Source organism: Pseudomonas sp. 14P_5.3_Bac1, assembly GCF_025466135.1.
Taxonomy (GTDB): Bacteria; Pseudomonadota; Gammaproteobacteria; order Pseudomonadales; family Pseudomonadaceae; genus Aquipseudomonas.
In genome coordinates this window covers 143,680-162,004 of the sequence record NZ_JANLOF010000022.1, presented here as the reverse complement: position 1 = coordinate 162,004, position 18,325 = coordinate 143,680, and the positions used below count along the sequence as shown (strand labels likewise).

General features: G+C 57.1%; 16 protein-coding genes and 1 pseudogene. 3 read left to right on the top strand and 14 right to left on the bottom strand.

What is annotated here, in order from left to right; genetic code table 11:
• The first annotated feature begins 204 nt into the window (after positions 1-204).
• Entirely contained in the window at positions 205-900 is a 696-nt protein-coding gene (locus tag NTD89_RS05795; protein WP_262206709.1) for a pirin family protein, read from the top strand.
• A gap of 64 nt (positions 901-964) precedes the next feature.
• Here NTD89_RS05795 and pgm read toward each other — a convergent pair whose 3' ends face one another.
• From pgm to NTD89_RS05775, 4 genes are all read right to left on the bottom strand, one after another.
• Positions 965-2,608 (bottom strand): phosphoglucomutase (alpha-D-glucose-1,6-bisphosphate-dependent), encoded by a 1,644-nt coding sequence (pgm, locus tag NTD89_RS05790; RefSeq protein ID WP_106578094.1) that lies wholly within the window; start codon positions 2,606-2,608, stop codon positions 965-967.
• Between the two features lie 105 nt (positions 2,609-2,713).
• Positions 2,714-4,120 carry a PLP-dependent aminotransferase family protein gene (locus tag NTD89_RS05785; RefSeq protein WP_262206708.1) on the bottom strand — a complete coding sequence of 469 codons (1,407 nt, stop codon included), beginning with the start codon at positions 4,118-4,120 and terminating at the stop codon, positions 2,714-2,716.
• The gene (locus tag NTD89_RS05780; RefSeq protein WP_262206707.1) at positions 4,117-5,550 is read right to left on the bottom strand and encodes a hypothetical protein; all 1,434 of its coding nucleotides are present in this window, start codon (positions 5,548-5,550) and stop codon (positions 4,117-4,119) included. The genes NTD89_RS05785 and NTD89_RS05780 overlap by 4 nt, the downstream gene beginning before the upstream one ends.
• A 723-nt stretch (positions 5,551-6,273) precedes the next feature.
• Entirely contained in the window at positions 6,274-7,296 is a 1,023-nt protein-coding gene (locus tag NTD89_RS05775) for a zinc-dependent alcohol dehydrogenase family protein (RefSeq protein WP_106578091.1), read from the bottom strand.
• Between the two features lie 247 nt (positions 7,297-7,543).
• Here NTD89_RS05775 and NTD89_RS05770 point away from each other — a divergent pair, with 247 nt between their 5' ends.
• Complete coding sequence (locus tag NTD89_RS05770; protein WP_010210548.1) at positions 7,544-8,458, top strand: LysR substrate-binding domain-containing protein; 915 nt, start codon at positions 7,544-7,546, stop codon at positions 8,456-8,458.
• Between the two features lie 371 nt (positions 8,459-8,829).
• Positions 8,830-9,465 (top strand): LysE family translocator, encoded by a 636-nt coding sequence (locus tag NTD89_RS05765; RefSeq protein ID WP_027616449.1) that lies wholly within the window; start codon positions 8,830-8,832, stop codon positions 9,463-9,465.
• 27 nt (positions 9,466-9,492) lie between these two features.
• Here NTD89_RS05765 and NTD89_RS29475 read toward each other — a convergent pair whose 3' ends face one another.
• From NTD89_RS29475 to NTD89_RS05720, 10 genes and pseudogenes are all read right to left on the bottom strand, one after another.
• Positions 9,493-10,257: a methyl-accepting chemotaxis protein gene (locus tag NTD89_RS29475; RefSeq protein WP_373682479.1), complete on the bottom strand. Its 765-nt coding sequence runs from the start codon at positions 10,255-10,257 to the stop codon at positions 9,493-9,495.
• A gap of 93 nt (positions 10,258-10,350) precedes the next feature.
• Positions 10,351-11,382 (bottom strand): annotated as a pseudogene (locus NTD89_RS29470) (cache domain-containing protein); the annotation flags it as partial.
• Positions 11,383-11,417: 35 nt separating this feature from the next.
• Positions 11,418-11,921 carry an Lrp/AsnC family transcriptional regulator gene (locus NTD89_RS05755; RefSeq protein ID WP_051550466.1) on the bottom strand — a complete coding sequence of 168 codons (504 nt, stop codon included), beginning with the start codon at positions 11,919-11,921 and terminating at the stop codon, positions 11,418-11,420.
• 12 nt (positions 11,922-11,933) lie between these two features.
• Positions 11,934-12,695: an ABC transporter ATP-binding protein gene (locus NTD89_RS05750; RefSeq protein ID WP_027616446.1), complete on the bottom strand. Its 762-nt coding sequence runs from the start codon at positions 12,693-12,695 to the stop codon at positions 11,934-11,936.
• A 52-nt stretch (positions 12,696-12,747) separates the two neighbouring features.
• Positions 12,748-13,458 (bottom strand): ABC transporter permease, encoded by a 711-nt coding sequence (locus NTD89_RS05745; protein ID WP_027616445.1) that lies wholly within the window; start codon positions 13,456-13,458, stop codon positions 12,748-12,750.
• Entirely contained in the window at positions 13,455-14,183 is a 729-nt protein-coding gene (locus NTD89_RS05740; RefSeq protein ID WP_262206724.1) for an ABC transporter permease, read from the bottom strand. Before NTD89_RS05740 ends, NTD89_RS05745 begins: the two co-directional genes overlap by 4 nt.
• Positions 14,184-14,234: 51 nt before the next feature.
• Positions 14,235-15,017 carry a transporter substrate-binding domain-containing protein gene (locus NTD89_RS05735; protein ID WP_027616443.1) on the bottom strand — a complete coding sequence of 261 codons (783 nt, stop codon included), beginning with the start codon at positions 15,015-15,017 and terminating at the stop codon, positions 14,235-14,237.
• A 173-nt stretch (positions 15,018-15,190) separates the two neighbouring features.
• Positions 15,191-15,508, bottom strand: coding sequence for a DMT family transporter (locus NTD89_RS05730; protein ID WP_027616442.1), 318 nt, complete (start codon positions 15,506-15,508; stop codon positions 15,191-15,193).
• A gap of 142 nt (positions 15,509-15,650) precedes the next feature.
• Complete coding sequence (locus tag NTD89_RS05725; RefSeq protein WP_027616441.1) at positions 15,651-16,853, bottom strand: trans-sulfuration enzyme family protein; 1,203 nt, start codon at positions 16,851-16,853, stop codon at positions 15,651-15,653.
• Between the two features lie 51 nt (positions 16,854-16,904).
• Positions 16,905-18,323: an aldehyde dehydrogenase family protein gene (locus tag NTD89_RS05720; protein WP_262206706.1), complete on the bottom strand. Its 1,419-nt coding sequence runs from the start codon at positions 18,321-18,323 to the stop codon at positions 16,905-16,907.
• Between the last annotated feature and the right edge of the window lie 2 nt (positions 18,324-18,325).

The window sequence follows — 18,325 nt, the reverse complement described above, 5'->3', positions numbered from 1 at the left end:
GAGGTTGGTTTTGGCGAAGGCGCCATGGTCGCCGGAATCGGCGCTCAGTTCCAGCCAATTGCTTTGACGTCATGCAGTTAGGCGATGAAGTGAAAGTTGAAACGCCTGCAACCAATCGAATAATTAGATGAGAATACGGCAATTTTTACGCTTTTTATCGATCATGCACTGGCGGATCATGGCCTCCATCAACAGGAGACCCTCATGCTCGAACTTCGACCTTTCAACACGCTGGGCGGCGCCCATCATGGCTGGCTTGACGCCCATCACCACTTTTCATTCGCCCAATACCACGACCCCAAGCGCATGCACTGGGGCAACCTGCGGGTATGGAACGACGACATTATCGCGCCGGGCACTGGTTTCCCGCAGCACCCGCACCGCGACATGGAAATCATCACCTACGTGCGCGAAGGCGCCATCAGCCACGCCGACAACCTGGGCAACAAGGGCAGTACCGAGGCCGGCGATGTGCAGGTGATGAGTGCCGGCACCGGGATCGCCCACAGCGAATACAACCTGGAGGCCACGCCGACCAAGATTTTCCAGATCTGGATTATTCCAAACGAAGCCGGCTTGCCGCCTTCATGGGGCGCCAAACCCTTTCCCCAAGGGGATCGCGAGGGCTTTGTGACCCTGGCCAGCGGCAAGGCCGGTGACAGCGAAAGCCTGCGCATCCGCGCTGATGCACGCCTGGTGGCGGCCAACCTGAAAGCGGGCGAAAGTGCCGAGTATCGGCTGGACAGCGGGCGCCGCGCGTACCTGGTGCCGGCGACGGGCGTGATTGAAGTCAATGGCTTGCGTGCGCAAGCTCGAGACGGCGTGGCGGTTGAGGATGAGCAACTGTTGCGGGTGACGGCGATTGAGGACAGCGAGATCGTGCTGGTCGATCTGGCTTGAAGTGACGTTCGTTAACCTGAAAATGTGGGAGGGAACAACCCCTCCTACATCCGGTATGGCGTGATTACTGGCTGATTGCCCCGTCGACCAGCACCTGCGCTTCTTCCACCAGTTGCTTGAGGTGATCCTCGCCCACAAAGCTCTCGGCGTAGATCTTGTAGATGTCCTCGGTGCCCGATGGGCGCGCGGCAAACCAGCCGTTTTCGGTCATCACCTTCAAACCGCCAATCGCCTGGTTATTGCCCGGTGCATGGCTGAGGATCTGCTGGATGCTTTCGCCGGCCAATTGCGTGGACGTGACCTGTTCCGGCGACAGCTTGCCCAGCAAGGCTTTCTGCGCCGGGGTGGCCTTGGCGTCGACGCGGATCGCGAAGGGCTCGCCCAGTGCGTCGGTCAGGCCACGGTAGATCTGGCTTGGGTCCTGGCCTTTGCGCGAGGTCATTTCCGCCGCCAGCAGGGCCGGAATCAAGCCATCCTTGTCGGTGCTCCACACCGTGCCGTCCTTGCGCAGGAACGAGGCACCGGCGCTCTCTTCGCCGCCAAAACCCAGGGAGCCTTCAAACAGGCCATCGGCAAACCATTTGAAGCCTACGGGCACTTCGTACAGACGACGGCCAATACGCGCGGCCACGCGGTCGATCAAGCCACTGCTGACCACGGTCTTGCCCACGGCGGCATCGGCGCGCCAGTCCGGGCGGTTCTGGAACAGGTAATCGATAGAGACGGCCAGATAATTGTTCGGCGCCAGCAGGCCGCCGGACGGCGTGACGATGCCGTGGCGATCGTGGTCCGGGTCGCACGCGAAGGCCACGTCGAACCGCTCCTTGAGGCCGATCAAGCCTTGCATCGCATAGCTGGAGGACGGGTCCATACGGATCTGGCCGTCCCAGTCGACGCTCATGAAGCGGAAGGTGGAATCGACTTCAGTGTTCACCACGTCCAGGTTCAAGCGGTAGTGCTCGGCAATCGCCGACCAGTAGCGCACCCCTGCGCCGCCCAGCGGATCGACGCCCAGGCGCAAATCGGCGCTGCGGATGGCGTCCATGTCGATCACGTTGACCAGGTCGGCCACGTAGCTGTTGAGGTAATCGTGGCGGTGCGTGGTATCGGCCTTGAGCGCCTGGGCGTGGGTGATGCGCTTGACCCCGGCGAGTTTGTTGGCCAGCAGTTCGTTGGCCTTGGCTTCGATCCACTTGGTGACGTGAGTATCGGCTGGGCCGCCATTGGGCGGATTGTACTTGTAGCCGCCGCTTTGCGGCGGGTTGTGCGACGGCGTGATCACGATGCCGTCGGCCAGGCCCGTGGTGCGGCCGCGGTTATAGCAGATGATGGCGTGGGAAATTGCCGGGGTCGGCGTGTATTCATCGCCCTCGGCCAGCATTACGTGCACGCCATTGGCCGCCAGGACTTCCAGCGCACTGGCACCGGCCGGTGTCGACAGCGCATGAGTATCCAGGCCGACGAACAAAGGACCATTGATACCTTGGGCTTCGCGATACAGGCAGATGGCCTGGCTGATGGCGAGCACGTGCCACTCGTTGAAGCTCAGCTCAAACGAGCTGCCGCGGTGGCCGGAGGTACCAAAAGCCACGCGCTGGGTGGAGATCGCTGCATCAGGCTGGCCTGTGTAGTAGGCCGTGACCAGTCGCGGGATATCCACCAGCAACTGAGCTGGCGCCGGCTTGCCCGCAAAAGGACTGATAGTCATGCATGAACCTCGAAAAGAAGGATTTGGAAAAAACGACAGTTTACTGAGAGTTGGACTACTACGCGACGGTATCGATCCTACAAAACTCAGAGAAATTTCACGCATCTAGCCTGTTTGTGCCTGCCGCAGGGCATCAGCCAGTGCCGCCAGCGCAACTTCCAGGTTGGGCTGCCCATGAAAGGTATGGCTCAAACGCATGTGCTGATGGTGCAGGCCGCCGACACTGAACAACTCGCCGGGCGCCACCACCACCTGCCGGGCCAGCAAATACTGGAACACCTGGCGCATATCCACCGCCTGGGTCGAACCCAACCAGAAGGTCGCGCCGCCGGCGGGCATCCGATAAGTCACTTGATCGCCCAAATGCTGCTCGAGCAGCTGGCTCATTGCCCCGGCTTGCTCGCGCAGCAACTGACGCAGGGTGCGCAGGTGCTGATCAATCTGCCCGCTCTGATACAGGCGGGCAATCGCGCGTTGACGAATTGACGACAACCGGAACGAACGCAGCAGAAACTGGCGCTGCAACTGGCTGCTCATGTGCCGGGACAGCACGTAGCCATACGGCGCTTCTGGGCCGAGAATTTTCTCGAAGGAGGAAAACACCATCAGCCGCTCCGGGTTCACCAGATCGCGCAAGGCCGTGTGGGGTGGTTTGAAACTCAATTCCCCGCACGTGTCGTTCTCCAACAGCCAGCACCCATGCTGGTCGAGCAATTGCGCCACCTTGAGGCGATCGCGCAACGCCATCGCCACGCCGGAGGGCTGGCTGACCGTCGATGACAGCAGCACCAGGCTCACACGCTCGTCGCGCAGCAGGCCTTCAAGCGACACCAGGTCGAGGCTGCCGTCGTGCGCCCAGGGCAATTCGAGCAGGCGGATGCCGGCATCCTGCAGCAGGCGCAGGATCAGCCAGTCGCAGGGCGACTCGATAATTACCGTAGAACCGGGCAGGCCAAGCACCTCGATGAGGATATCAAGCACCCCGCGCAGGTCGGCACCGATATACACGTCGTCGGCGTGCCAGCAGCGCGTCGGCGACGACGTGTAACGCGCCGCCAGCGCTGCGCGCAGCTCCCACACCCCACATGGCTGGGACCAGGGCTGCAAGTGGTGCGGGTACTGGCGCACCAGCTCCCGCTCCAGGCGCAACAGTGTGCCGTCCAGCGACGCCAACAAGGCAGGCTCATCGCCACTGAGCACGACCATGCCCGGGCGTCGCGCGGCCACATAGAGGCGCTCGAGCAAATCCCCGCTTGGCCACGTCGAGGCACTGCCGGCAAGCGGCCAGGCGTAATAGCCTGACTTGGCCACTGAGTACACCCTTCCCTCTTTCTCCAGCAGCGAGTAAGCGTACTGGATGGTGGAGATGGACACGTTCAGGCGTTGGGATAACTGGCGCAGAGACGGCAGCTTCACCCGGCTATCGCTGCTGACCTCGTCAATCAGGTTGATCATGTAGCGATACACCGCCTGATAGGCGAAATCCGCCTGCCGCACGCCACGCAGGGTCATCGCCCGGACAGCTGCAAGGCCATGTCGGCAGTGGCCGTCGACCGTTCCTGACGGCAACCACGAGCGGTACTGCCGGGGCCGCCCGGCATTGGCCGCTTGCGGTACAGATGCTGGAGCAACGGCAGCGGCAGCCCGCTGGCGTCGGTGACCCATTGCTGCAGCATCTCGGCAGCGGGCTTGCCCTGCAGCACTTTGTGCAGTTCCGGCAGCGCCACCAGCATGCCCGAGTGGCACTGGCGCAAATAACCTTCCAGCCGCTCACCGTGGTGGATAAAGGGCGAAAACAGCAGACAGATCAACTGGCCCTCATCCAGGCCAAAAAACCGCTGGGCGTGCTGGGCCGACACGGCGCGTCCTTCGCGGCTGACCGTTTGGGTGATCAATGCTTCGCACACCTGTCGACGACGTAGGTAATTCGCTGCCTGCAGCATGAACCCTTCGACGCCCGCTTCGTAATCCAGCGCCCTCAGGCTCTCGGCCTGCAGGCCGCGCAGGTGCGCCATCAACATTGGGTTGGCAAAGGTCGGATGACTCAGATGAAAGCCCAATGGGTCCGGGTTATAGGCCATGAACTCGGTCAGCAACGGCGCGCAACCGCGGTCAATGCCATCCAGCAGGTCGGCGATACCGATGTACGCGAGGTGGCGGTGGCCACCCGGGCTGGTGTCGCTCTTCGCCACATAGTGCTCACCGTACAAGTCGCGATAAATGTCGTCACTCCACTGATCCATGCGCGCGAACAGCCCATTGAGCGTCGCGGGCCTGCCCGCAGGAACCTGAACGCCTGCGGCCTGGGCGGTCTTTTTCAGCCAGGCGAGCAACTGGCCCTGCTTGCGCGCGCAATCGCCGCTGACCAATGCATGCACGCCACCGTCCCAGGCGGTGACGCGCTGGTAGAAGTCGCCCAGGGCCAGATAGGTCTCGTTGCACAGTGTTGCGCGAACGTCACCGGAGGACAGATGCCCCATCATCAGCATGTTGCGCTGGCTGGCCTCCCGCCCAGTGGCGGAGGCCGGGCGCTGGTGGTTGAAAGGCAGCACCTGGTGATTTTCCACCATCAGCAGTTCAACCCGTGGGTCGTCGTGAAAAAACAACTGGCTGTAGCCGCGGTGAAGCGTGTCGAGCGTGCCTTGGGTCATGCCGCTGTGACGCAAGGTGGCCACCCGCAGTTGGAACGTCCTGGGGGCACGGCCGGCGATGCTCAATTGCGCGGCACGCAACAGCGCCAGGGTGTAGCTGCTCACTTCACCGCCGCCATGGGCCACCAGCACCTTGTAATCGCCCACCTGCTCCATACCGCCAGCGGCAACGACAATCCGCTGTATCAACAATTGAAGTGCTGTACGTTCTGCACGATTGAAGTGCCCGATGAGCCGTTGCAGTACTTGCTGGTAAACATAATTCATAGCTTGTTCGTGAATAGCGCTCATAGCTCTACTACCTGAGTTGAAATATCAGTTTCAAGCAACTACCGAGACGCACTGCCCGGTCTATTGCATCTGTAAGAAGGGGTGCCCGCGCTACCGTGTTCGCGATAAATAAACACTAGCACTCTGCAATTAATCGACATGGAATATGCACCGGCGCACCGTTGGAGCATCCATTGCGCCAACAGGCCGTGCGTGAGGCGTCCAGGCCGTCAATGCGGCAATCCTAGGAATGCTCCGACGGCCCCCTACACTCATTTATCCTTGAACTAGAAGATGAATCTGACACATAAAAATCTTCTAACTTTGACCTCCGCTGGTTTATCGATTGAGGTTCGCCTGGAAAGTACCCGCATCCTCGGGTCCAGGCAGTTGCTGCATTATCGTGGGTAGTTGCAGGCACTGCCTGCTGGGGTATCAGAGTATCAATCATTACTCGGTCCTTGAGTTGAACGTGAAGACTCAATTATCAGGACTGGAATAATGATTAACAGATACAGAAGCCGGTCGAAAACCAGTTCAGATAATTATCCGTTGCCGCGTAAATAGCGCGCACACAAAGACGCCGCGCTGAAAATCAGGGCGGCGGCAGGGGCAAAGGTATCGTTTACAGGACCGACAGACGCTCGCGCCTTTCATGCAACGCGCGGGTTAAGCCCTGCTAAATGGCGCATTTGTCTCATACGCCCAGGGCTCGGATGACTCATTTGCGAATATTCCTACACCTCAAACAGCTTCAACCTGCAACGCAACGCGTTCGCGACACGGGCATTCGTCCATATAGCGGTGCGCTTCCACGAACTGATTGAACGGAAACACCGTCGTTTTCAACGGCACCAGTACGCGGTCGGCCGTCAGTTGGTTGATATCACGCAGCGCACGCTGCAAGGCCACCTGGTCCTGAATGATGCCCAGCTCCGGCTTGCCGGTGAAGTTGCCGATGCAATGCACAAAGAACTGAATGTTCTTCTGAAACGCTGCGCACGCCGGAAACGGTGTCTGGTTGCCGCCTTGCAGGCCATACAGCACCAGGCTGCCACGCGGTGCCAGTACGTCACCGAGCAACGACATCTGTGGGCCGCCCAAGCCATCGAACACCACGTCGACGCCGCGGTTGTCGGTGAACTTGTTGACCTGCATGAGCAAGTCCTGTTCTTCGGTGACAATCACCTTTTCTGCCCCGAGGGACAGCAGGTACTCACGCTCCGCGCTGTCTTTGGTCGCGGCAATCACCCGCACACCCAGGGCTTTACCCAGTTGTACGAACGAGGGGCCGGCGCAGTGGCTGGCGTCGGTCACCAGGGCAAACTGGCCGGGCTTGACCCGCGCCAGGTCCACATAGGCAAAGTAGGCAATCAACAGCGGCGTGTAGTGCACGCTGGCTTCAATCGGGCTCAACACGTCCGGATAACGGGTCAAGGCCGAACGGGGCAGGACGATCTGTTCGCCATACACCGGGTAATCATTGGGGCTCTCGGCCGGAAAACTGGCCACTTTATCGCCCACCGCCAAGTCATCCACGCCGTCGCCGAGGGCTACAACCACCCCGGCCATCTCGTGGCCAAGGCCCGAAGGCAGACGTGCATGGGAAGACGCCAGGTTCTGGCGCCACAAAATGTCATACCAGCTGATGCCAATCGCGTCGACACGCACCTGCACTTCGCCCGGTGCGGGCAGCGCGGCTACATGCTCTTCGCACTTGAGCACCTCGGCCGGACCAAACTTGTGAAAACGGATCGTGCGGGACATCGCAAACCTCGTCAAAGTAACCTCTAATGCCATGAACTCTATCTGGGCTTTCCAGGTAAGACCACCGGTCGCCGTTAATAGTCGACATGCCTGCCATTGATTCCGCAACTGAGGAATGGACCCCAGATCTTGTAGGAAAACTCAATTAGCCGGTGCAGAGTACCAGCCTTTCCCCGTAAGATTCATGCCGGTCATTGTTTACATGTGGCCGCTCTCGTCAAGCTCGCTGACTCTTCCAGGACACAAGATGAACCGTAACGACCTGCGTCGTGTCGACCTTAACCTCTTGATCGTATTCGAAACCTTGATGCATGAGCGCAGTGTGACCCGTGCCGCCGAGAAGTTGTTCCTTGGCCAGCCGGCCATCAGTGCGGCGTTGTCGCGCCTGCGCGGACTGTTCGATGACCCGCTGTTTGTGCGCACCGGGCGCAGCATGGAGCCGTCCGCCCGCGCTGTAGAGATTTTCGCCCTGCTCTCCCCGGCCCTGGACTCGATTTCCACCGCCGTGAGCCGCGCCGCCGAGTTCGACCCGGCCACCAGCACGGCCGTGTTCCGCATCGGTTTGTCGGACGATGTCGAATTCGCCCTGCTCCCCCAACTGCTCAAACGCCTGCGCGCCGAAGCGCCGGGCATCGTGCTGGTGGTGCGCCGGGTCAATTACATCTTGATGCCGGGTCTGCTGGCCTCCGGCGAAATTTCCATCGGCGTAAGCTACACCGCCGACCTGCCGGCCAACGCCAAGCGCAAGGTTCTGCGCCGCAGCCTGCCGAAACTGCTGCGCGCCGACAGCGTGCCCGGCTCGCTGAGCCTGGATGATTTCTGCGCCCGCCCCCACGCCCTGGTGTCATTCGCCGGCGACCTGAGCGGGTTTATTGATGAAGAGCTGGAAAAACTCGACCGCAAACGCCACGTGGTCCTAGCCGTGCCGCAGTTCAACGGCCTGGGCACATTGCTGGCCGGCACCGATATCCTGGCCACCGTGCCGGACTACGCCGCCGAGGCGCTGACCTCAGCAGGCGGTTTGCGCGCAGAAGACCCGCCGTTGCCCGTACGCTCGTTCGAATTGCACATGGCCTGGCGTGGCTCGCAGGACAACGATCCGGGAGAGCGCTGGTTGCGCTCGCGGATTCAGATGTTTTTTGGCGACCCTGAGAGTCTCTAGGGGCCGGATGGCGGGCTGTTTATCCGATCACTTCTGCCTTTTCAAGGACCATGGAGATCCATCCACCTCCAGTGTATTGCTACATTGGGGGCATATCTGAGGGCATGCTTTGGATGGTTCGAAAAGGATGCCCCCAGTCTAAGGTCTAGCAGCCCAAATCTCGAAAAATCACACGCTGATGACGGGATTGGCAGGGGCAAACTCGGCGTAGGACTACAGGAAGTTGGCGATGGAAAACATCCCATTGAGCGCGATCCAGTCCCACGAGATGAGAATCAAATAAGCCAGAAAATTCAGCTAAAGAACCCAATGACGAATAGCTTATGAACACTTAAGCTGCGAGCTATTACAAGCAGCTCGAGGGTCGACTGATGTCATTTGATTTCCACCACCTTCTACTCGTTTTTACCGCCTACATTGTTGGAGCGGCAAGCCCGGGGCCCAGCAATATGCGGATCATGGGCGTTGCCATGCACCAAGGCAGAAAACCTGCGCTGATGCTTGCAGCCGGAGTGATCAGTGGTTCTTTTTTTTGGGGATCGATGGCCGCCACAGGCGTCTCGGCCATTCTGCTTCAGTTCGCAGAGGCACTCTTCGTGCTCAAGATCGTCGGCGGAGCATACTTGCTGTTCCTAGCCCTGAAAGCGGGACGTTCTGCCCTGACACCTGACGAGAAAATTGAGAAAGCGCTGGGCGCAGCACCGCCTATCTCGGGTTTTGGCCTCTACCGGCGGGGCTTGCTTATGCACCTGACCAACCCAAAGGCATTACTGGGTTGGATCGCCACGATGACGCTCGGCCTGGGACCACAAGCGACACCTGTAACAGTTATGATCATCCTGGCTGGCTGTGCCGTGTTGAGCATTTCTATTTTCTGCGGTTATGCGATCGTTTTCTCCACGGCACCGATGATTCGGGGTTATCGCAGGGCGCGCCGATGGATTGAAGGCACCCTTGCGTTGGTCTTTGGCGCAGCAGGTTTTAAGCTGCTGTTCTCGCGCGCGTGATTCAATGCCTGCTCTTGTAGGGATGGCCTAAGTTCGAAAGCCATCCACCAGCTGCTTGAGTCGTGTGGCTTGTCGTTCAAGATCGTCACAAGCAAGCAGTGTGGCCTGCAGGTTTTCCACCCCTTCCTGGTTGAGGTTTTTGATCTCGGTGATGTCGATGTTCAGTGAACCGATGACCGAAGTTTGCTCTTCAGTTGCTGTCGCCACCGACTGGTTGATTCCGTCAATCTCGCCGATGCGCTGACTGACGCTGCCCAGCCGCTCACCGGCCTGGTTGGCGATAATCACGCCGTCCTTACTGTAGCGCTCGCTTTCGTTCATGGTGAGTACCGCCTCACGTGCGCCCATCTGAAGCTCTGCAATCATTGTATGGATCTCTTGGGCTGACGTCTGCGTGCGGTAAGCCAGGCTGCGAACTTCGTCAGCTACAACAGCAAACCCACGCCCGGCTTCACCCGCCCGCGCGGCCTCGATCGCGGCATTGAGTGCCAGCAGGTTGGTCTGTTCGGAAATGCCCTTGATGACTTCAAGAATTCGACCGATATTTTCGGTCTTACCATTCAGCGCCTCTATGTTGCTGCATGACGTGCGGATTTTCCCAGAGAGCGCGCCCATGGCATTTATCGTTTGGGTCACCACCTCGCGGCCATCTTCAGCCTGGCACCGGGCATCCGACGCCTGAAGGGAAGCGTCACCCGCGTTACGCGCGATTTCCTGGGCCGCCGCGCCGAGTTCGTTAATCGCGGCCGCAATACTGTTGGTGCGATTGGCCTGGTCGTCCGAGTTCGACATTGACGCACTAGAGGTCTGCGTTACACGCCTGGCCACTTCATTGACATGCTCGGTAGCAGAAGACACTTCACGTATTGAGTGCTGAATACGTTCCACGAAAAGGTTGAAGTCTGCGGCCAGTTCTCCGAACTCATCTTTCGAATGCGCACTCAAGCGGCGGGTAAGGTCGCCCTCTCCCTGGGCGATATCCCGCATGGTTGTACCTATCAACCTCAGGGGCCGCATCAGTACGCGAATAAGCAAGCCCAGCAAAAGCAGCGTGGTCGCAACGGCAATAACCATCGACAAAATGGCGGAAGTGCGAAAATCATCAAGTGCCGCATAAGCTTTGCTTTTGTCGATGGACAAACCGATATACCAGTTCACCGAAGGCAGTCCCTTGATCGGCGAGAACATCAAAATTTGAGGTTTTCCGTCCTGCTCCGTCTCGCTGATATGGGAGCTAAGTGATGGCGTGTTCAGGGGGTAAATATCGCTCAATTGCTTCATCACCCGTTCTTTTTCTGGATGAACCAACACCCTGCCATCTGCGTTGACCAGAAAGGCATAGCCAATTCCATCTAGGTCGAGCGAGCTGACAATGGTCGCCAGCGTCTCCAGTGTAAGATCCCCGCCTACCACTCCAAGCGGCTGGCCGTCCTGACTGACCGGCGTTGCAATGGTCATCATCAGTTGCCCTGTCGTCACATCGAGGTAAGGCTCAGTCAGCGTTGTCCCTCCTGCAGCCATTGCGTCGGTATACCAAGGCCGGGTGCGAGGATCGTAATCAGCAGGTAGATCGTCCTTTGGCCGGATGACGAAACTACCGTTACGACTGCCTAGATAAGTGAAGGTAAACGTCGATAGCAACGACCTCTGCTCCAGCAGCCGCGTGATGTTTTGCGACGAGGGATCATTGGCAACCTCCTGGGCAACATGATCTATTAGAAGTACCCGCCCAGAGAGCCAGAACTGAACGCTTGCAGCCGTGATCTTGCTCATTTCCTCTAGGTGGTTTTCAAGGTTCGAGCGAATGGTTTTGCGCTGAATCGAGTCGTTGTAAAGCGTAAAAAGCGAAAACGCTGCGACAACAACGAATGATGCTGCAAGCAATACCTTATGACTGAACTTCAGGTTCGCAATCATCATGGTTTATCTCTAGGCGTGAAGTGTTGTAATTGTTATTCGATACCAAGGTGCGTCGATGAAGGCTTGATGACGGCCAGCTGTGGATAGGCCACCAGTTTCTCGAGGTGCAGTTCAGTGCTCTCCAGCCATGATTCAGTGATTGATCGGAAATGCTCCATATCCCGGCAGCGTATTCGGAGGCAGTAATCAAGCGCACCACTCACCAAGTGACACTCAATGACTTGCGGGCAAGCACTGACAAGCGCCTCAAATACCTTTTGCGTGCTGCATCTCCTGCCCTCATCCAGTGTCACTAGAACCACCAGTGATAAACCGGGTAATAGCTTGCGCTCGTCAATAAATGCCCCGTAACCGCGGATGACGCCCAGCCTCTCCAGCTTGCGAACGCGTTGCTGACAAGGGCTCTCGCTCAAGTGCACCAGTGAGGCGAGTTTTTTATAGGTGATGCGCCCATTGCGGCGCAATACGTCGACGATGGCCGCGTCGATGCGTCCCAAACCCTCATGGGCCGCGTGGTTCTTTGTTCCGCTGGTCATAGCCAAAGCATTTCACTTAAGCCCGTTGGACAGAAACTGCTGCAGGCGCTCGCTTCTGGGGTTATCCAGAATTTCAGGTCCGCCCTGCTCTTCAACCAGTCCTTGATGAAGGAACAGCAGTTGGTTCGACACTTTGCGTGCAAACCCCATTTCATGGGTCACCATGATCATGGTGCGCCCCTCTTCAGCAAGCCCCTGGATGACTTTGAGCACCTCGCCCACCACCTCAGGGTCAAGCGCCGAGGTGGGTTCGTCGAACAGCATGACTTCGGGCTCCATGGCGAGGGCGCGGGCGATCGCTACCCGCTGCTGTTGACCACCGGAAAGAAATGCAGGGAACTGATCGGCAACACGGGCAGGCAAGCCGACTTTATCCAAGTATCGCCGCGCACGGTCTTCTGCGTCTTTTTTGCTGATGCCTAGCACCCGACGCGGGGCAATGGTGATGTTTTCCAACACGGTCATGTGTCCCCACAGGTTGAAATGCTGGAAGACCATGGCCAAGCGGGTACGCAGTCGTTGCAGCTCGCGGTCATCCGCCACACGTAATCCAGCATGATTTTTAACCATGCAAATTGGTTTGCCATCCAAACTCATGGCACCGTCGTTGGGTGTTTCGAGAAAATTGATACAGCGCAGGAACGTACTCTTTCCCGAACCGCTCGCGCCGATCAGGCTAATGACATCGCCCGTTTTGGCCTGCAGGGAAACACCCTTGAGTACTTCATGGGTACCGTAACTCTTGTGTAGTCCGTCAACCGTCAATTTGTACATTTTCGCAATCATCCTCTAAGCGGGTTGGGAGCGGCCCTGTCAGATACAGGGCTCAGTGAGTCGGCCCTAAAAAGGCCAGCCAATGACGTTCGGCAATTCGGAACACTCCGACCAACGCAAAGGTGACCGCCAGGTAAATCAGTGCCGCAATCCCAAACGATTGAAAGGTTAAAAAGGTCGCTGAGTTCGCGTCACGGGCAACTTTGAGAATGTCCGGCACCGTGGCGGTGAATGCCACCGTGGTTGAGTGCAGCATCAAGATCACTTCGTTGCTGTAATACGGCAGCGAGCGACGCAAGGCTGACGGCATGATCACAAACGCATAGAGTTTCCATCCCGAGAGGCCATACGCTTTTGCCGCCTCGACTTCGCCATGAGCGATGTTGCGAATGGCCCCGGCAAATATCTCGGTGGTGTAAGCGCACGTGTTCAGAGCGAAGGCAAGAATGGTGCAGTTCATTGCATCGCGAAAGAATGCGTCCAACACAGGCTGAGCGCGTATTGCGGCGAGGCTGTAGATTCCGGTGTAGCAGATCAGCAGTTGGATGTAGAGCGGTGTCCCCCTGAACAGGTAGGTATAAAACTGCACTGGCCAGCGCACGTAAAACCTGGGGGACACGCGTGCGATGGACAATGGAATAGATACGATAAAGCCGATGAAAAGCGATGCGCTGAGCAACCATAGTGTCATGGCCAGACCAGTGATTTGCTGGCCATCGCTGTAGACGAATGACCTCCAGTACTCCTGCAGTAGTTCGATCATCGCACTGCCTCCCGTAAACCCGCGGCGTAGTGTTTTTCCAGACAGCGCAGGACGAAGTTGGAGATGCTGGTGATGATCAAATAGGTCAGTGCAGCCAGTACCAGGAAAAAGAACAATTGATAGGTACTTTTTCCTGCGTCCTGGGCAGCCTTTACCAAATCAGCCAGGCCGATGATCGACACCAATGCGGTGGCTTTAAGAATTACCATCCAGTTATTACCCAGCCCCGGGAGGGCAAACCGCATCATTTGCGGGAATACCACAAAGCGAAAACGCTGGGCGCGACTTAACCCATAGGCAGTAGCGGCTTCGACCTGTCCACGGGGTACGGCCAGCATGGCGCCGCGGAAAGTTTCGGTGAAATAGGCGCCGTAGATAAAACCAAGGGTGATGATTCCTGCGACGAAGGGATTGATTTCGATGTACTGCCAGCCCAATGCCACTGTGATGACCGTCAGCCAGGTTTGCAGACTGTAGAAAATCAACAGCATCAGCACCAGATCCGGCACCCCACGAATCAGTGTGGTGTAGAGCTGCGCGGGCATACGCAGCAGCTTGAGACTGGACAGTTTAGCGCTGGCGCCCATCAACCCGAGCAATACGCTAAGCAAAAGAGAGCACAGGGACAGCTTGACGGTCATCCAGGTGCCTTCGAGCAGCAGCGGGCCGAAGCCTTGCAAGCTGAATGCAGAGAGCCCCAATACGCCTAATAATGGTTCAAACATGATCAACAACCTATAGCGAAAACGCCCATCCAGCGGACGAGCGCCGGGTGGTTATTTGCCGCTGTAAAGATTCAGATCGCCAAAATGCTGCTTCTGGATCGAATCATAGGTGCCATCGTCGTGAAGAGCCTGGATCGCTTTATCCAGCAAGGCCTTGAGCTCTGTATTGCCCTTGGCGATGCCGATGGCTGTTTTGGAGGGAAGATAAGGGCTCTCGACCGACGGGCTCATTTCGTAGTCAGCGCCCTGGGGGGAGTTGATAAAACCCAGTTGGGCTTGAAGCGCATCCTGAAGGGATGCATCCAGCCGCCCCGCTACCAGGTCGTAATACACCTGATCCTGGTTCTGATAGGACTGGATTTTTATCCCGGCTTTGTCCAGCACGGCCTTGGCGTAAGCTTCCTGGATACTGCCTTGAAAATAGCCAACCGTTTTGCCTTTGAGTGATGCCACATCCGTGCTCAGGTCCGACCCCTTCTTGAACACATAGGACGTGAATCCGGAGAAAAGCTCGCTTGAAAAATCAATGGCTTTTTCACGAGTGGCCGTCACGGTCATGGATGACAGGATACCGTCGAACTTGCCGGCCCTGAGGCCTGGAATCAGGCCATCAAAATCGCTTTCCACCCAGATGCATTTGACTGAAAGCTTGGCGCAAATCGCGTTGCCCAAGTCAATATCAAATCCCTTGAGGCTGCCATCGGCGGCCTTGGACTCAAACGGCGCGTAATTGGCATCTACGCCGAAACGCAAGGTGGAGTATTCTTTGGCAGACACTGCACTTGTGCACAACGCCAAGCCCATTACTAAACATAGCTTCTTTAGCGAAATCATAATTACATCCCTAGATATTGTAGTTGGATTAAGGGCAGTAAACATCCGACAGCATTAACCATGACGCTCGTTATTATTTAGCGAGACCTGCGTCTGGACTTGAACGTTACCTGAGTACGGCGACTTTACGAATATGGCAAATTGAACGTTATCACGAGCAAAATGCTCGCCTTTCAAGCAGACACCAATTTCATCATTAACAGTCCACTGACAATCAATACGGCGGCCACGATACGCAACAGCGTGGCGGGTTCACCCATGAAGAAAATACCTGCAGCAAAAGCTCCCACAGCGCCGATCCCCGTCCAGATGGTGTATGCCGTACCCAGCGGCAAGCTCTTCATCGAGAAGGACAACAGCGCAAAACTGGCAATCACGGTTACAAATGTAATGACCGTGGGCACTAATCGCGTAAACCCTTCAGATTGCTTCATCGAAAAAGCCCACACCACTTCAAATACTCCTGCAATGATCAAACTCACCCAAGCCATGAGCAACTCCTAAACGATAAAAAACGCATAGACTGTTCGCGCCAGACGCAATTAAAACGTCAACGTTATTAAAAAGACCCCCGCGAGGACGGGGGTAAAGACGGGTTGACCAAACCCTAGTTTCGTGATGTTTTCAACTCAATCACTTGAATGTTGCGTCCAGCGCGAACGCAATATCCTTGATCAAGTCATCTGGATCTTCCAATCCGACTGAAAAGCGCAAATGACCGTACTGGCGGAACTCTTCGGGGTACTTGTCAAAGCCACCTCGACCCTCTGCACCTACGTGCACGATCAGTGATTCGTCGTGCCCTAATGAAACGGCCGACGTGATGATGCGCAGGTTCGATACAAAGCGGTTCTGGGCATCAGGATCACCCTCTACGGCAAACGCCATCACTGCACCATAGCCCTTGCCCGCAAATTGCCGGCGCGCCAACTCGTGCTGTGGATGGGAGGACAAACCGGGGTAGTAGACGTAGGCAATCCGATCGTCGTTGTCCAGAAAGTGAGCCAACTTCTCGGCCGAGTTCAGCAATTGCTTTAAACGCAGAGGCAACGTGACCGATCCGCGCATTATCATCCATGCATTGAACGGAGAAATGGTCGCACCGAGGTCAACCAAGGCATCGTTCTTGATCTTGTTGATCAACTGGTTGGAGCCGATCACCACCCCACCCATGGCATCACCATGACCATTGATGTACTTGGTCAATGAGTGAATGACAAAGTCGACGCCGTGTTGACTTGCACGGAAAAATGGAGGGGGCGTGAACGTGGCATCTACAGAGATCAGCGCGCCATGGGCGTGTGCAATTTCAGCCAATGCGGCAATGTCTGCAACTTTCGTGGTGGGGTTGGCGATCGTTTCAGTGTGGATCAGTTTGGTATTGGGCCGAATGGCATTACGCACCGATTCGAGGTCACCGACATCCACGAAGGTGGCTTCAATGCCGTAACGCTCAGGCAGGAGTTCAGCGAAAAGCCGCCAGACCGCCTGGTAGGTGATGTCACTGACAATGACATGGTCGCCACTTTTCAGGAATGAAAAAAACACTGAGTGCAACGCCGCGACACCGGTCGCGAATACCACCGCATCTTCACACCCTTCAAGGGCCGCGAGTTTTTTCTCAAGGCAGACCTGGTTGTGACCTTGATTGCGTGTGTACACGAGCCCATCCGGACTCGACCAGTCCATGGTCGCGGGGTCTTCCGGCAAGAGATAGGAGTTCGCCATAACCAATGGCGTACGGACGGCGCCACTGGTGACATCCGCGACATTGCCGCCATGAACAGCAAGTGTCGCTGCAGATAATGTCGAAAGGTTGTGCTTATCGGGGCGCATGTCGATTCCTCGTTATTGTTGTGTAATTCATTCTTGAGTTGAGCGAATTGTTTAGCTTCCACTCACACCGTTGATGCAAATGACCTTGGGCTGCGTCATATCTTCGTAAGCAAAACGTACGCCCTCGCGGCCCATGCTCCCGTACTTGAAACCGCCGAAAGGCATTGCATCAAAGCGGTAGTCGGAAGAGTCGTTGATCATCACCCCGCCCGCCTCCAGTCGTTTAGCGGCGGTCATTGCAACCTTCAGATTGCTGGTGAAGATCCCAGCATGCAGGCTGTATTCAGGCTCGTTAGCCAGCGCTAACGCTTCATCCAGGGAGGCGACGCTCTGGAGGATGACCACCGGGCTGAACACTTCTTCGCACCACAACTTGCATTGGCGGTCGACGCCTTCCAGCACGGTAGGCGAATAGAGCGAGCCGTTGCGTGTGTTGCCAAACAACAACGTGGCGCCTTTGGCAATGGCGTCATTGACCACTTCCTCGGTACGCTTGGCTGACGCCTCGGTAATCATCGGCCCTACGTCCGTCTGCTCATCAGCAGGGTTGCCGACGATCAACTTAGAGGTCTGTTCAACAAAGCGCGTTTTGAAGGCATCATAGAGTGAGGCCTCAATGAGGATCCGTTGGGTACCGATGCAGTTTTGTCCGGCCGCCCAGAAAGCCCCCGACACGCATGAATCAACGGTTTCATCCAAATCACAATCAGCCATCACGATGACCGGCGCATTACCGCCAAGGTCCATCGCTAGCTTCTTGAGGCCAGCTGTACGAGCGATCTGCTCACCCGTGACAAAGCCGCCGGTGAAAGACACCATGCGCACCGCACGGTGGGCCACAAGAGCCTTGCCCAGGGCGGCGCCGCCTGTTGCGACGGTGGCAACAACCGGAGGCAGACCCGCGTCGATCAAGCACTCCACCAGCTTGATCGCTGATAGCGGTGTGAGCTCAGACGGCTTGAGAACAACTGCATTTCCTCCTGCAATGGCAGGCCCCAATTTATGCGCGACCAGGTTAAGCGGGTCGTTGTAAGGGGTGATGGCAACGATGACGCCCAACGGTTCACGGGTGAACCAGCCCTGACGGGATTCAGACCCGACATAGGCGTCAAAAGGAATGACTTCACCGGCATTGCGCTTGGCTTCTTCGGCGGACAACTTCAAGGTATTGACGCATCGCAACACCTCCTTTCGCGCCTGCTTCAGCGTTTTTCCTGACTCCGCGACGATCAGTTTGGCAAAGGAGTCCTTGTCACGCTCGACTGAGCTTGCGGCCTTTTCCAAGATACGCGCACGCTCATGGCGCGGCAGATCCTTGGCAATCAAGGCACCTAAAATGGCGGTGTCAACTATCGTGGTAGCGGATGATGCGGGTATGTCTGCCACTTCACCCACTTTGCTGCCGTCAAACGGGCTGAGCACCGTAATGGCCTTATAATCAGCAGCGAGCGAGAGACTCAAGCTATTCATGA